At 68.5% G+C, this 13093-nt stretch carries 15 protein-coding genes and 2 pseudogenes; 8 read left to right on the plus strand and 9 right to left on the minus strand.

The genetic code is table 11. The annotated features are described in order from the left end of the window. Positions 1-508 precede the first annotated feature (508 nt). Positions 509-1132 (minus strand): helix-turn-helix domain-containing protein, encoded by a 624-nt coding sequence (locus EJK15_RS61565; protein WP_171075263.1) that lies wholly within the window; start codon positions 1130-1132, stop codon positions 509-511. Between the two features lie 48 nt (positions 1133-1180). After that, positions 1181-1477: a hypothetical protein gene (locus EJK15_RS61570; RefSeq protein WP_138719619.1), complete on the minus strand. Its 297-nt coding sequence runs from the start codon at positions 1475-1477 to the stop codon at positions 1181-1183. Between the two features lie 7 nt (positions 1478-1484). On the opposite strand from EJK15_RS61570, the gene EJK15_RS61575 reads away from it, so the two are divergent. Beyond that, on the plus strand, positions 1485-1877 hold the full coding sequence (locus EJK15_RS61575; RefSeq protein ID WP_138719620.1) for a hypothetical protein: 393 nt from the start codon (positions 1485-1487) through the stop codon (positions 1875-1877). Between the two features lie 53 nt (positions 1878-1930). Here the strand turns inward: EJK15_RS61575 and EJK15_RS61580 are convergent, their stop codons facing one another. Genes EJK15_RS61580 through EJK15_RS61590 form a run of 3 tightly spaced genes read right to left on the minus strand, consistent with a single transcriptional unit; the run spans position 1931 to position 4539 of the window. After that, a complete protein-coding gene (locus EJK15_RS61580; RefSeq protein WP_138719621.1) occupies positions 1931-2512 on the minus strand; it encodes a hypothetical protein in 582 nt (193 codons plus the stop codon). Positions 2513-2528: 16 nt separating this feature from the next. Next, entirely contained in the window at positions 2529-3779 is a 1251-nt protein-coding gene (locus EJK15_RS61585) for an Acg family FMN-binding oxidoreductase (RefSeq protein ID WP_138719622.1), read from the minus strand. Then, a complete protein-coding gene (locus tag EJK15_RS61590) occupies positions 3760-4539 on the minus strand; it encodes a TetR/AcrR family transcriptional regulator (protein ID WP_138719623.1) in 780 nt (259 codons plus the stop codon). The genes EJK15_RS61585 and EJK15_RS61590 overlap by 20 nt, the downstream gene beginning before the upstream one ends. 185 nt (positions 4540-4724) lie before the next feature. On the opposite strand from EJK15_RS61590, the gene EJK15_RS61595 reads away from it, so the two are divergent. After that, positions 4725-4982, plus strand: coding sequence for a hydrogenase maturation nickel metallochaperone HypA (locus EJK15_RS61595; RefSeq protein WP_138719624.1), 258 nt, complete (start codon positions 4725-4727; stop codon positions 4980-4982). A 10-nt stretch (positions 4983-4992) separates the two neighbouring features. Here the strand turns inward: EJK15_RS61595 and EJK15_RS75700 are convergent, their stop codons facing one another. The 3 genes and pseudogenes from EJK15_RS75700 to EJK15_RS61605 form a co-directional block, all read right to left on the minus strand. Then, positions 4993-5214: a hypothetical protein gene (locus tag EJK15_RS75700; protein WP_240777953.1), complete on the minus strand. Its 222-nt coding sequence runs from the start codon at positions 5212-5214 to the stop codon at positions 4993-4995. Between the two features lie 149 nt (positions 5215-5363). Then, positions 5364-5744: pseudogene (locus EJK15_RS78510) on the minus strand (SDR family oxidoreductase); the annotation flags it as partial. A gap of 201 nt (positions 5745-5945) precedes the next feature. Then, the gene (locus EJK15_RS61605) at positions 5946-6506 is read right to left on the minus strand and encodes a YdhR family protein (protein WP_138719625.1); all 561 of its coding nucleotides are present in this window, start codon (positions 6504-6506) and stop codon (positions 5946-5948) included. Between the two features lie 102 nt (positions 6507-6608). Between EJK15_RS61605 and EJK15_RS61610 the strand changes: the two genes are divergently transcribed. From EJK15_RS61610 to EJK15_RS61630, 5 genes and pseudogenes are all read left to right on the plus strand, one after another. Beyond that, positions 6609-7250, plus strand: a complete 642-nt coding sequence (locus EJK15_RS61610) for a TetR/AcrR family transcriptional regulator (RefSeq protein WP_171075265.1) — start codon at positions 6609-6611, stop codon at positions 7248-7250. A gap of 178 nt (positions 7251-7428) precedes the next feature. Continuing rightward, the gene (locus EJK15_RS78515) at positions 7429-7764 is read left to right on the plus strand and encodes an ATP-binding cassette domain-containing protein (protein WP_276615569.1); all 336 of its coding nucleotides are present in this window, start codon (positions 7429-7431) and stop codon (positions 7762-7764) included. 257 nt (positions 7765-8021) lie between these two features. Then, positions 8022-8198 (plus strand): annotated as a pseudogene (locus EJK15_RS78180) (helix-turn-helix domain-containing protein); the annotation flags it as partial. Positions 8199-8245: 47 nt separating this feature from the next. Then, positions 8246-8452 carry a helix-turn-helix domain-containing protein gene (locus EJK15_RS61625; protein ID WP_138719628.1) on the plus strand — a complete coding sequence of 69 codons (207 nt, stop codon included), beginning with the start codon at positions 8246-8248 and terminating at the stop codon, positions 8450-8452. Further along, positions 8449-8940, plus strand: coding sequence for a TetR/AcrR family transcriptional regulator C-terminal domain-containing protein (locus EJK15_RS61630; RefSeq protein ID WP_138719629.1), 492 nt, complete (start codon positions 8449-8451; stop codon positions 8938-8940). The genes EJK15_RS61625 and EJK15_RS61630 overlap by 4 nt, the downstream gene beginning before the upstream one ends. 144 nt (positions 8941-9084) lie before the next feature. Here EJK15_RS61630 and EJK15_RS61635 read toward each other — a convergent pair whose 3' ends face one another. After that, positions 9085-11571, minus strand: a complete 2487-nt coding sequence (locus EJK15_RS61635; RefSeq protein ID WP_138719630.1) for a hypothetical protein — start codon at positions 11569-11571, stop codon at positions 9085-9087. Between the two features lie 626 nt (positions 11572-12197). Here EJK15_RS61635 and EJK15_RS61640 point away from each other — a divergent pair. Further along, positions 12198-13093: IS256 family transposase (locus EJK15_RS61640; protein ID WP_240777955.1), on the plus strand; the 896-nt coding region annotated here is incomplete at its 3' end.

Raw genomic sequence — 13093 nt, forward strand, 5'->3', positions numbered from 1 at the left:
TGCGTCCTTGGGCTCCGTGCGTGCCACCGCGGTGTCCTCCAGGTCGATCTCCGTCGATGCCTGGATCACAGTACTCATCAGGTGCGTTCTCCTTGATCAGGAGTTACACCGAAAACCGTACAGTCCCTGACGCAGGGCTGCTCACCCTGAACCAGATGGCCCACGCCTCGGCGTGTCCACCTCCACCGTCAAGCACTGGTTCCACGCGGGAATTGTCAGCGGCCAGTGCTACAACGACAAGGGACAGATCCTCTACGACCCGCCAGGCCCCAATCCGCCGACCCCGCATCACGGACTCCCCAAGCTCGCCGACCGGCGACCTGCACAAACACCAGAAACAAGCGAATCGAACCGAAGGGGTGCAGTGTGAAGCCAACGGTTTGCCCTCTGGCCGGTGCGGGGTGGAGTGGATCAGTTTGATGCCCAGGCACGCGCATGCCCGTAGCAGCCAAGCATTGATGTAGGCGGCGCCGTTGTCGACGAAGATCGCGACCGGGATGCCGCGGGCTTACAAGGACGGGCGCACCACGTCTTCGCGGTAGCCCCACCAGGCGCCCATGACCGCTCGGGAGTGATCGTCGAGGAAGGCGAAGCAGATCGCCCGCCGGCCTGCGATGACCGGCCCGTGGCAAGCGTCCCCGACCCAAAGATCGTTGGGCCGGGCGGCTTCGAACCGGCCGAACAGCGCCGATGGGGCGGGCGGGGTGGCCAGCTCCAGCCGGGCGAACAGGCGCTGCAGGGTCCGATCGGAGGGCGCGGAGCCGACGCTGAGGGTCAAGATCCGCCGTACTTGGGCGGCGGTGCGGGCCGGGTTTTCCCGCTTGAGCGCCTCGGCCAAAGCGAGCACCTCCGGTGCGGTCCGCGGCGGCGCCTGCGTCGGGCGCGGGACCAGCGCGTCGAACCCGCCGATGCGATACCAGCGCAGCCACCGGTCGATCGTCTTGCGTGAAATGCGTTCCGGTGCTCCGGACAGGCCGATGTGAACCCGCTCGGCCGCGGCCCGGGCCAGCGCGCCACGCTGCTTAGCCGTCAGCGCCGGATCGATGAGGTCCTGGATCCCCTGATAGCGCCACAGACCGACCTGGCGGGCCTGCTTGGCCCGCCGCCGGCGCTCGTCTTCGGCTTTCGTCACCGTTCGTCCTCCTGACGTGGGGTCGGACACAACCCACGAGGCTGACGGTCAGCGACTGAAAGCGACCAGGGTGTGATTCATGTTGATCCGGAAGCCGACGGGCGGCGGAGCCAGCAGCCTCCCGCCGGTGACCGCACAGGCCACCTCCCACGGCGCGCTCGCCGCCACGTCCGCCAGCTCGGCGAAGCGCTCGCCGGTCGCCACCGCCAGCACCGCACCCACCGCATCCGCCAGCGGCGAGGCCGCCGCCGCCACGAAAGGCGCATCGACCATCGGGCCGGCGCGGACCAGCGTGAACGCCGCCTGGGCGCTGGGCCTGCTGGCCGGCAACACCGACCAGGTCATCGACGACATGACGACCCAGGCCGCCGCGCTACCCGTCGACCGGCGCGACGGGCTGGAGACCGCCGTCCACTACCTGACCAGCCACTGTGAGTTCCTGCGTTACGACCACGCCCTGGAGCAGGGCTGGCCGATCGCCACCGGCGTCATTGAAGGCACCGCTCGCCATCTCGTCGGAGACCGCCTGGAGATCACCGGCGCCCGGTGGGGACTGGCCGGAGCCGAAGCGATCCTGAAGTTCCGCGCTGTGATCAGCAATGTGACCTGGACACCTGCTGGACCTATCACCTCGACCGCGAACAACACCGTATCCAACAGGCCCGCCACCAGCAGGGATACGCCCTCACTGCTTGATCATAAGTACTGCCGTCGGACCCTGGCCGTGGGTGTCTACTTAGGTTGATGCCTTCCCAGTTCGTCAACTAAAGTTGACGATATGATCAGAAGAGGAATCAACTACGACGTCGGAACCCAGAGCGGGCCTTCCTGTCGCGACAGGTGTTCGATGCCGCACAGACCCACCATGACCTGACCATCATCCGTGACGAACTGCACTGCGACGCGGTATGGATCGCGGGCACCAGCCAGGACAGGTTGATGACGGCGACTGAACTCGCTCTCGAACTTGGCCTGGACGTATGGCTGTCCCCGCGCTGTGAACACCCGATTGATCAGGCGCGTGCCGGTGGAGATGCGATAGGTCCTGGCCATCGTCCGCCCTTTCAGACCTTCGCCCGGGCGGCGGTGGCTGCCTGGGTGCGGATGGCGGGCCATCCCAGCAGCAGCGTCAGCGACCCGAGCACTGGCGCGGCGATGCTCCACCAGGCCGCGATGGCCAGGGGCAGCGCCCCCAGGACAAGCAGGACCGTGGCGATGGGCCAGGATCTGCGTGGCCGCCAGTGCGGTGAGGATGAGCAGGGCGCCGGCCAGGGCCAGGGCCCGGGTCAGGCCGTGCCCGGCCAGGGCGATCCATCCGTACAGCGCGGCGAGTGCCGCCGTCAGTGCGGTGGGCCACCAGGCAGGCGGTACGCGGTTCATTGTGTCCCCTTTCGGGTCAGGGAAGTCGGACCTGCTCGGCCGGGCGGCGCGGGCTGGGCAGCGCGTCGATGGTGGGGTAGCCGATCCGGAACGCCATCACCGGCTGCCACCCGGTCGGCAGCATGCCCGCCATCGCATCGGTGACCTGAGGAGACAGCTCGGTGGAGCGTTCCCGGTCGATGCGTTCGAGCACTTGGTTGAGCGGTTGCATCGCCAGCCCTCGGGTGGTGGCCCACAGGTGCATGCGCTGCCAGATCCGGCCGGTCTGGATGCGCTGGACCGCATCGAGCGGGTCGCGCACCGCCAGCAGCCCGAACGCCGCCGCAGTGGCGACGTGGGCGTCGCGGGTGGCCCGCAGCCACCCGTCGTGGTTCTGCCCGAGGGAGGTGCCCAGCAGTTTGGCCGCGGCACGGATCAGCGGCGGCTGGCCCGAGGCGTCGATGGTGATCCCGTCCATGGTCTGCTGGATCTGTTGCCAGCTCGTCCGGTACCAGGAGAAGTCGTCGATGGCCTGCCGCGGGTCGTCGATGATCTCCTGGGTGGCCCGCACGGTGAGCTCGCCGAAGGCGTGTCTGTCCACCCCGGTGGTGAACCAGACCAGACGAGCGGTATCGACGTCGAGCAGACCGGTCAACGCCTCGCGGGCGTCGGCGGCCAGTGGGCGTCCGGTGTCGTAGGCGCCGCGGTTCGTTCGCCTGTGCGGGATGGCGGAGTACAGCGGCGATCGTGTGGCGGGTGCCGTCTCCAGGGCGACCCGCGCCACCAGCGCGGGCTGTGCGGGGTCGGGCATCAGCGCGACCGTTGGCCGCGCGCCGTTGGGCGGGCCGGCCAGCACCAGGTTCTCCAGGGCGCAGCCCAGCGACAGGTACATCTCGCGGCGCAGCGGATCCATGCTGCCCATGCCGCGCTCGAAGTCGGCGTACAGGTCGATGCGGTCCCGGCCGGCCCGGAACAGCCACGGCTGGGTGTTGTGGGCGCTGGCGGCCAGCACCGCGGCGCGTACCAGGTTCAGTACGTCATGGCCCGGCGGGTGCCATTGGTCCCAGGCGGCGTACGCGGGCCCGATCCCGGTCGCGAACACGCCTTCCTGCACCGCCCGCCACGTCAGGCTACCGGCCCCGGCCAAGGCCACGGTGCCGGCACCCAAGCCCGCCATCCGCAGGAACCGGCGCCGGCCGAGCGTCCGGCGCTCCGGCCGCGTCGAGACGTCCCCGTCCGCGTGGACCGGCTCGCCGTGACGTGTTTCCTCAAGATGATTGCGGTTCATCACCGGAACTCCTTTCCCTGTTGAGGATGCCGGGCGCCGCCGATGCGGTCTCGGCGTCGCCGGCCGGAATGCCCGCCCCGGCTTCCTGTCCCGGCGGGACGGCCTGCCAGTGGTGGCGACCCCGCGCAGTCAGGTACGGCTCGAGTGCCACCACGACCAGGTCCATTCCCTCGGCGACCTGGCCGGGGTCCTGGGGATCACCCACCACGTCCAGAAACACCAACCAGTTCTCGGCGATCAGCCACAGCGCGATCGTCAACTGGCGAAGCGTGCCCGGCGGGCGCGGCGGGCGGAGCAGTCCCTGCGCCACCAGTTGCTCGGCGAAGGCCAGCCACTGGCCCAGCCTGCGCTCGTACACCCCCTGGTAGTCGGCGCGCAACTGCGCATCGGCGCGCAGCAGCGCCAGGATCTCCCGCTCGAAGAACCGGTACCGCCAGGCCAGCGCCGCACCCTCGGTCAGGTTGCGACATAGCGTCACCAGGTTGACCCGCCCATCGGCATCCGCGCGCAACCGATCCTCGTGCGCCGCGGCGTACCGGGCGAACAGAGCCCGGATGATCTCTTTCTTGTCGGCGAAGTGGTAGTACAGGTTCCCCGGGCTCAGCCCGGCCGCCGCGGCGATGTGGTTGGTGCTGACCGCGGCGGTGCCCAGCTCGTTGAACTGCTCCTGCGCGGCGTCCAGAATACGGGCCCGGGTGGCCTGCGACTTCGCCCTCGCCCCCGGGCGAGACTCGCTCCTGCCCAGCTCTTTCGAGTCCATACTCTAATTAGAGCAAATACTCAAACCGATGCCCATGCCCGGCACCCAGCCGCTGACCTTCGGCGGCGAACAAGGGACCTTCGGCCCACCGGCGCAACCGTCCCATGACCCACGGTGGTGGCCGCGGTCGTCACGGCCGCGGCGGGACGGCCGGTGCGCCAAGTCACCCCCGCCATGGTCCAGGCGTGGCCCAGGGCGCGGCGGAACAGGCATGGCGGCAGGCCGCGGCCGGGGTGCGGCCCGAAGGCGCGCTGGTCACCCGGCAGCGGGCCGAGGACATCCTCGCCTGTCTGGGCTGCGGCCACGAATACCCCGGCGACTGGCTCACCTGCTGCCCGGCCTGCGGCGCCAACGGCCTCGTCGTCCCAGTGGCCCACGAGGTCGAGATCGTCGACTGGACCACCGAGCGCCATGACCGGCTCCCAGGCAGGACACCGCCCTGACGCGCCCGGCTCAGGTCGCCGCCTGCCGTGCGGTGGGCGTTCCGATCACGGACCGTAGGTGTTGCTCCAGCGTCGTGACGTCGAAGGACGGAAGGACCTGTGCCAGCTGGCGGGGGTCGCCGGTGTAGCCGTTGCGGTTGAAGTGGCGGAGCAGCGGGATGATGCTGGACATCCGGTGTCTGCGCCAGGAGTAGAACGGCTGGGCGAGGAGCAGGAGGTAATAGAGGGGCATTTGCCGGTCGCGGTGACCTTTCGCCCGAAGAGCTCGGCCAGCAGCTGCGCCGTGTCGGCCACGCTACGAGCTTCCGGATCGATGAGGTCTATCGGCCGGTTGAGTGCCTGGCCGTCCGAGAGCAGCCGTCCCACCAGCCGTGGCACATCCCGCTGACAGGTGAAGCTGAACCGGCGATCACGCGCTACGGGCAGGACGAAGATCCCCCGCCGCCGGATCAGTTCGAGCCGGTTGTCGATGACGTCTTTCAGGTAGCTGCCGCACCGGATCGAAGTCCACGCGATCCCGCTCGTGGCGAGAATCCTCTCGACGTGCCGTTTGGCGTCCAGGATCGGAACGCCGGTGGGTCTGTCGATGCCGATCACCGACACGTACACCAGGTGCCGAAGGCGCGCGGTCGTGGCGGCGGCCACGGCCGCGTGCGCCGCGTCGATCTCGACGCTCATGTCACCGCGGGGGCCGATCGGTGTGACCAGGAAGCCCACATCGGCGTCCTTCATCGCTATCGCGACGTCTTCGGCGTTCATCATGCTTCCCGGCACGATCTGTGCGCCGGGATGGCGTGCGGCGATCCGGTGGGGTCCCGTGCCAGCAACCGCACCGTGAGTCCCACCCGCAGAAACTCGTCGATGAAGATCCTGGTCGTCGGGCCGGTCAGCCGATCGCGGCCACTGTGAGCGCGCGGACCGGCCCGGCCTGGACGATCACCTGGCGGTCGTTCGTCACGATTCTCACGCCTTCCCCTCGGCCGCCGGCGGCCACGGCGTCTCCAGGCTGCGGCTCGGCGGCGCGTAAATCCCGAAGGACACGCTGCCCGGCACCGATCGTCTCGTCATGAAGCGGAGGGCCGCGCTGCGCGAGTAGCGCAACGCGTCTTCCTGCGTTCGCCACCGGTAGATGCCGCCGAACGTCCCCGTGGCGTCGTTGACGACCCAGGTCTTGCTCACGAAGCCGGGCAGTCCCATGAACAGCACGATGGGCAGCCAGGAGAAGAGCACGTTGATCCGTGCGGGCATCTTCGTGGTGAAGCGCACTCGGAACTCGCCGCCCGGTTCACCGCTGCCCGGCGATGCGATCCGCAGCCGGCGGAAGATGCGCATCCTTTCGCCGTCCTGCATCGCGAGGATCTCACCGACGCGCGAGCGCTCGAGCCTGACCCTTCCCCGGGCGATCAGGCCGATCGACCTGGCCAGGGCGCCGACGAGCAGCACCGCGGTCGGACCGCCCGATGCCCACGCCCGCTTCTGCCGCGACAGCAGTTGTCTCGTCGGATGCTTCCACGTGCCGCTCATGGTGCCCTCCGTTCGTCGACCGGGCCAGCCGCTTGCCGCTTATTCTCCATATGGAGAATACCATATTATTCTCCATATGGAGAATACCATATTATTCTCCATATGGAGAACTTCAGGCGCGCCTCCTCCGCCCAGAGCCGCACCGCACTTCTCGACGCCGCGGAGCAGGTGTTCGCCGAGCGCGGCTTCGAGGCCACAAGCATTCGCGACGTCACCGACCAGGCCGGCGTCGCGCACGGGCTGGTACGCCACTATTTCGCCTCGAAGGAAGGGTTGTGGCGGGCGATGATCGATCGCGCTATCGACCGCTATGCCGCCGCCATGACACCGCATGCCGCACGCGCCGCCGCCAACACCGCCGACCCCCTGGCCGCAACCCGTGCCGCCGCGCGCGGCTTCCTGGAGGTCTCCATGAGACATCCACGGGTGGTGCGGCTGATGCTGCACGAAAGCATCGGCGGCGGCAGCCGCCTGGACTTCCTGCTCAGCCGGTATCTACAGGTCGCCGCGACCATGGCGCCGCTGTTCAAGGCGGCCCAGGACGACGGCTACCTGCGCGGCTTCGACCAGGCGTCGATGTTTCTGTTCATGCTCACGGCCGGCGCCGCGCCGTTCGCGCTGCCCGCCCTGTCAGCCGGCGTGCTCGGAGCCAGGCTGGAGCCCGACACCGGCGACGCCGAGCGGCACATCAACCGGATCCTCGACACACTGCTCGGCCCCGCTCCAGACCAGAGCGGGAGATGACCGTCCACAGCGGCCCCGGGAGCGTGGCGAAACGACCTCGCCTGTCGAGGAGGGAGTGGATCATGATCCACTGTCCGTAACGTTCGTCAAGTTTATAGACCTACTACCGACTAGACAGTCGATAATCTATAAAGATCGAGAGCTGGCAGCCATGTCAGACGCAGTCGCGCTTTCCGGTGTGACCAAGAGGTTCGGTCACACCATCGCCATCGACGATCTATCGCTGGAGATCCGCCAGGGCGAGGTGATGGGCCTGCTCGGCCCGAATGGAGCGGGCAAGACGACTACCCTCAAGGAGACCCACGACGACGGCCCGCGCATCGCATGGATCAGCTCGATCGGCATGGGGCTGGCCGGGCTCGCCATCATCCTCGCGGGCCTGTTCAACGGTTTCAACGGCCTGCTCAGCGAGTACAAAACGCAGACCATTTCAAGCCGCTCCTGCTCGCCCCGCGCTCGCTGGCCTTTATCCTCGCCAGCAAGACGATCTACGCACTCCTCGGCGTCGTCGTGAGCGGCCTCCTGCTGCTGGGCGTCCTGGCCCTGCCCTCCGGCCTGACTCTGTCGGCTGGCGTCCTGGCTTCCAGCTCTACCCGCCGATCATCCGCACCATCGCGGCCTTCCTCCCGATCACCTACACCGACGACGGCCTGCGCGCCCTGGTGTTGTACGGGGACGGGGGCGCAGTGGCGACCAATGCCGTCTGGCTTGCCCTGTTCGTCGTGGCCAGTCTGGCCGCCCCGTGACCGCGCGACGTCGGCTGGTCATGGCATGAGCGACCAGGTCTCGCCCACACAAGGGCGCGGGCCAGGCACGCGCGAGCGCATCCGCGCGGCCGCAGAGGCGTGCTTCGCCGAAGCGGGCTACGCCGGAACCACCGTCGCGGCCATCGCCCGGCGCGCCAGCGTGACACCCACCACGCTCTACCTTCACTTCCGCGGCAAACGTGAGCTCTTCGACACGGTCGGCCGGCCCGAACTCGACTTCCCCTCCCCATGCCGCTCCGCACGCAAGGCCGAGATCCTGCGCGCCGCGCTGCGGGTCTTCGGAAAAAAGGGTACGAAGGAGCCACCCTCGACGAGATCGCCGCCGCCGACGTCACCAAGGCCGCACTCTACGGCTACTTCCGGAGCAAGGAGGAGCTTTTCGGCGCCCTCATCACCCAGGTCGAGCAGATGACCACCGCCGGAGTCGAGGGGTGACCAGGGCAGAGGGCCGCGCCGCAGCCGAATCCGACGGCACCGCCGCCGGACCGGCCGAGGCGTACCTGACCTCGGTGGCCCGCGCCTACCTCGCGGCTTTCCGCGACCCCGACCGGGTCAGCCTGCTACGAATCCTGCTCGCCGAAGGCCCGCGCAACCCGAAACTGTCACGCGCATTCGTCGGCTCGGCTGTCGAAGCCGGGAGCGACGCGATAGCCGAGCATCTCGCGGCGCTGGGATTCGGCGAGCACGACGAACTGGTTCAGACCGCCCGCTCGTACATGGGCATGCTGTTCTCCTGGGTCGTGCTCAACCGGCTGCTGATCCCGGCCGCCGATCCCGGCCGCCGACGAGTCCGCCACGGCCGGCCGGCCGAACCGGCTGGGCGACGCGCAGCGAGCCGAACAGCACATGGCCGAACGCGCCGCAGGCCTGTTCATCCGGGGAATCGCCGGCGTCATCGCGGCCGGACCAGCCGCCCGCGATGACTACTGAACAACGGGCTATGTCGCTGATCTTGTGACGCGGAGCGGTTAAGTAGCCGATCATGCTCGGTGAACCACTCCGGCTTTGTTGGAGGTGGTATGTCCCGGGGTGGATTCCGCTCAAGCACCGGAAGCCGGTGAACGAGCCTACGGCTCCGTAACCGTGAGCCTGCGGAGTCGTTCGTTGATCTTGTAGTAGAGGTTGCCGAATTTGTCGGCCGTCAGTCCCTCCATTCCTGGATCGGTGAGGAGCACGGTCAGTGTCTTCGTCGTTTTGTCGATCCTGAAGATCTGGTCGCCGGCCGTGCCATAGACGTGGCCGGGATCCTTGGCGATGGTCAGCAGGACCCCGTCACGCCAGGCCAAGCTGGGTTTGGCGGTGTAGTCGGGGTCGGGGAACAATCGCTTCACCGTGATCGCGTCGGGTCGGGCCGGGTCGAGGGTGAACAGCGACCCGCCGGCGAGGCCCCAGAGCTGGCCGTCGACCTCGGTGAGGGCGGTGACGGCCTTGGGTTCCGTCAGCGGGAGCGGATGGAGTCGCACGCCGCCGGTCGGGGGATCGTAGGAGAACAGCGTGGCCGACGCCCCTGGAGCGTAGACGGGGTTGACGCCCAGCGCACCGCGGGTGGAGGTGCCGCCGAAGACCTTGCCTCCGGCGTAGGCGAGCGAGACGACGGCCTGGTTGCGCACGGCGCAGAGGGTCTGCCCGGCTGTGCCTTGTTTCCAGATGGTGAGAGCGCCGCTGCGTTTGCCGTACTTGGGCACGGTGCCCATGTAGACGGTGCCGTCGGGGGCGGCGGCGAGTGCGTAGGGGCGGTCCTGCGGCGGTGGGCCGTTGCCCGGCTCGCAGTCGTGGGCCTTGTTGCCCGCCTGGCCGCCGGTGTAGTGGAGCGTGGGTGGCCAGGTGCCGTCGGGCCGGTAGCTGTAGAGCTTGGCCGAGGGGTAGGCGGCGATGTAGAGCAGGCCGTTGTGGGTCAGCAGGCTGTCGGTCTGGCTGAGGCCGGTGCGGGTGGGGGTGTCGGGTTTGCCGTCGTCGGCGTCGCCGCGCAGCGGGTCGTAGCTGCCGGTGCCACCTGTCAGGTAGCCGCCGGTGTAGATCTTCCCGTCGGGGCCTGCGCCGAGCGCGTTGATCGCGGCGGGCAGGACCGGGGTGTCGCTCACGACCCTGCTGCGCCACTGGCCGGTCGCGGGTGCGTACTTGAAGATCCGGGTGCCGTCCTCGGCCGCGCCGAGGCCGACGAGCATGCCGTCAGCCCAGGTGTAGCCGGTGACCTCCAGGCCCGGCCGTACGGCCGTCGCCTGCACGGCCTTGGTGGCCACGTCGTAGGAGTGCAGCAGGCCGTCCTTGACGAACCAGACCTTGCCGTCGCGCTCGGGGGAGTGGTGCAGGTCCACGTCGGTGATCGCGGCGTCAGTGACGGCGGTGTGGGAGCCGTCGGCGTTCCTGACGATCCGCAGGACTAGCAGAGTGCGGTCGATCCAGGCCAGCAGCCTGCCGCCCGTCCACGTCAGGCCGCCCACCATGGAGTTGTCCGCGTAGGCGGCGGGCAGCAGGCTGTCCGCCTTCCCCGTGACGTTGTCGAACCTGATCAGCGCGGCGTTCGTGCCCGTGCCCAGGTAGGTGGCGTTGGCGGCCGGGTCGTGGGCGAGGCTGCGCACGTACTCGGCCCCGGCCACGATGGGCACGCTGCCGATCGTGGTGAAGGCGCCGTCGTCGTACTTGAAGTACCGGCCGTCGTTGTAGGTGCCGCCGTACACCTTCCCGCCCGCTCCCGGCTCCAGGTCCCAGATGAAGGAGTAACCGCCCTCCGCCCTGCCGAGGTCGGTCACCGTCGCCTGGCCGGGCACGTGCCGGTAGAGCTTGGAGTTGGGGTAGGTGCCGAGGTAGACGCTGCCGTCGGTGGCCGTGGCCGCCGCCCAGCCGCCGACGGTGGGGGAGGCGGCCGAGTCGGGGATGGTGATCCTCCTGGTCACCTTCTCCGTGGCCACGTCGATCACGGCAAGCTGCGGGTTGGCGTCGGCGGTGCCGGTGTAGACGGCGTAGGCGCTGCCTGCCCCAAAGGTGGTGGCGTTGGGCACGCTGCTCTCGATCTGCACACCGAGATCGGTCACGTCCTTGCTGATCAGCACCTCGTCCCAGTACGCGGTGCCCACGTTGGCCACGCCCGAGTAGATGAGCGCCGAGACCGTGGCCGTCCCGGCGGGCGCGATGCCCGAGGCCGTGACGTCGTTCCACCGCCTGCCTGAGACCGAGGCGTTCGCGCTGCCGAGGAGCTGGCCCGAGGCTCCCCTGAAGCGCAGGTAGAGGTCGGCGCTGCCATTGTCGGCCCACACCTTGGCGAAGGCGGTATAGCGAACTCCTGCCGTGGCGGGCAGGCCCGGCTGACTCTCCCTGCCGTAGGCGTTCTCCGGCTCGGTGTCCGCGACGCGCGCCGCGGTGCGACCGTCCCAGGTCACGGCGGTGACGCCGCCGGGGCTGTGCGAGCCGCTCCAGCCGGTCAGCCCCTCGTCGAAGCCGCTGTTGGTGATCCGCAGGTCGGCCGCCTGCACGGGCTCGAGCGGTACGGCGAGCAGCACAACCATCGAGCTCAATGCGGCCAGAGCCGCCAACCGGGCCAAGCGCACTCTCGTCATGACCGCACCTCCAGAGAACATGCTCGATCATGCTCAATTATGGCCCCGACCGTAAACTTTCACGCGCAACCCGTCAATAGGGAACATGCGAGACGCGGCGGATCAATACCGCCCACCTCAAGGCACTGTGTGGCCTCCCACTCGGCGGTCAGCCTCTTCAGGCCCTGCGGTCCCGGATCTCGCGCACCTCGAATTCCGTCGCACTCCCCGAACCGGGATGCCGCCACGACCACTAGAAAGGGGAGACGCGAAGCTTCCTGTGGTCACGAATTTAGGTCTTGACCGCAACCCATCATGCGTGATCACCTATGGCCCCCGCATCGAGGGTCGCAGACGTCCCGACGAGAGGAGCCAAAGGCATACAGCACGAGCCATGGGCCACTATGGCGGCCTGCGGCGATCTGCTTGAGCGTCGTACTGTACCTCACCATTCACAGATGCGCCGGTGAGGTGCTGACCGAGCAATGATCGAAACCTGTGGATCCGTCGGGAAGGGGTGTACCTTCCCGGGTCATCCGATGATGGTTTCGAGATAAGGTCGACGTTGGCGCGTCGGTCGGGAAGGTACACCCGTGCCGTTCACCGTAGTACCCGGTCTGCCCGCTGACGACAGCAATCTGACGGCGATGCCCGGCTTCTCCTCACTGATCGATCAACTCGTCCGCGAGGGCGCACGAAAGATGCTGGCCGCGGCGTTGCAGGCCGAGGTGGAGGCCTATATCGCCGCCTTCGCCGACGAACGCGACGAGACCGGCCGCCGCCTGGTCGTGCGCAACGGCTACCATCAGTCGCGAGAGATTCTCACCGCGGCCGGCGCGCTCGAGGTCACCGCGCCGCGGGTCAACGACAAGCGCATCGACGAACAGAGCGGCGAGCGGCAGCGGTTCTCCTCGGCGATCCTGCCTGCCTGGGCGCGTAAGACCCCGCAGGTCAGCGAGGTGTTGCCGCTGCTGTATCTGCACGGCCTGTCCAGTGGGGACTTCATTCCGGCGCTGGGCCAGTTCCTCGGCTCGACGGCTGGCCTGTCCGCTTCAGTGATCACCAGGTTGACCGAGCAGTGGCAGGGCGAGCAGCGTGCCTTCGCCGCTCGCGACCTGTCCGGGGTGGACTACGTCTACCTGTGGGTCGATGGCATCCACGTCAACATCCGGTTGGAGGAGCACAAGCTGTGCCTGCTGGTGATGATCGGGGTACGTGCCGACGGCCGCAAGGAACTGGTCGCGCTCGCCGACGGCTATCGCGAGTCGAGCGAGTCCTGGGCCGACCTGCTGCGCGATGCCAAGCGGCGCGGCATGCGGGCGCCGGTGCTGGCGATCGGGGACGGCGCGCTGGGCTTCTGGTCCGCGCTTGGCGAGGTGTTTCCGCAGGCCAGGGTGCAGAGGTGCTGGTTTCACAGAAGCCGTAAGGAATCAACTTGTCGGCGTGTCGCGGCTCTCTGGTGCTCTGGCAAGGAGATCGGCCGCCGTGCGATAGCGGATGGGTGCCCGTTCGGGAAGGCGGTCTTCCTGCTCCAGCAGCGGGC

The organism is Nonomuraea basaltis, assembly GCF_005893125.1.
Lineage (GTDB): Bacteria > Actinomycetota > Actinomycetes > Streptosporangiales > Streptosporangiaceae > Nonomuraea > Nonomuraea basaltis.

Excerpts from the sequence above, each read along its gene's own strand:
- EJK15_RS61580 (WP_138719621.1), bottom strand. The coding sequence starts at position 2,512 with ATGAACCGCGTACCGCCTGCCTGGTGGCCCACCGCACTGACGGCGGCA.
- EJK15_RS61635 (WP_138719630.1), bottom strand. The coding sequence starts at position 11,571 with ATGACGAGAGTGCGCTTGGCCCGGTTGGCGGCTCTGGCCGCATTGAGC.
- EJK15_RS61570 (WP_138719619.1), bottom strand. The coding sequence starts at position 1,477 with ATGACCTGGTCGGTGTTGCCGGCCAGCAGGCCCAGCGCCCAGGCGGCG.
- EJK15_RS61605 (WP_138719625.1), bottom strand. The coding sequence starts at position 6,506 with ATGAGCGGCACGTGGAAGCATCCGACGAGACAACTGCTGTCGCGGCAG.
- EJK15_RS61585 (WP_138719622.1), bottom strand. The coding sequence starts at position 3,779 with ATGAACCGCAATCATCTTGAGGAAACACGTCACGGCGAGCCGGTCCAC.
- EJK15_RS61625 (WP_138719628.1), top strand. The coding sequence starts at position 8,246 with ATGCCGCTCCGCACGCAAGGCCGAGATCCTGCGCGCCGCGCTGCGGGT.
- EJK15_RS75700 (WP_240777953.1), bottom strand. The coding sequence starts at position 5,214 with ATGCCCCTCTATTACCTCCTGCTCCTCGCCCAGCCGTTCTACTCCTGG.
- EJK15_RS61610 (WP_171075265.1), top strand. The coding sequence starts at position 6,609 with ATGGAGAACTTCAGGCGCGCCTCCTCCGCCCAGAGCCGCACCGCACTT.
- EJK15_RS61575 (WP_138719620.1), top strand. The coding sequence starts at position 1,485 with ATGACGACCCAGGCCGCCGCGCTACCCGTCGACCGGCGCGACGGGCTG.
- EJK15_RS61590 (WP_138719623.1), bottom strand. The coding sequence starts at position 4,539 with ATGGACTCGAAAGAGCTGGGCAGGAGCGAGTCTCGCCCGGGGGCGAGG.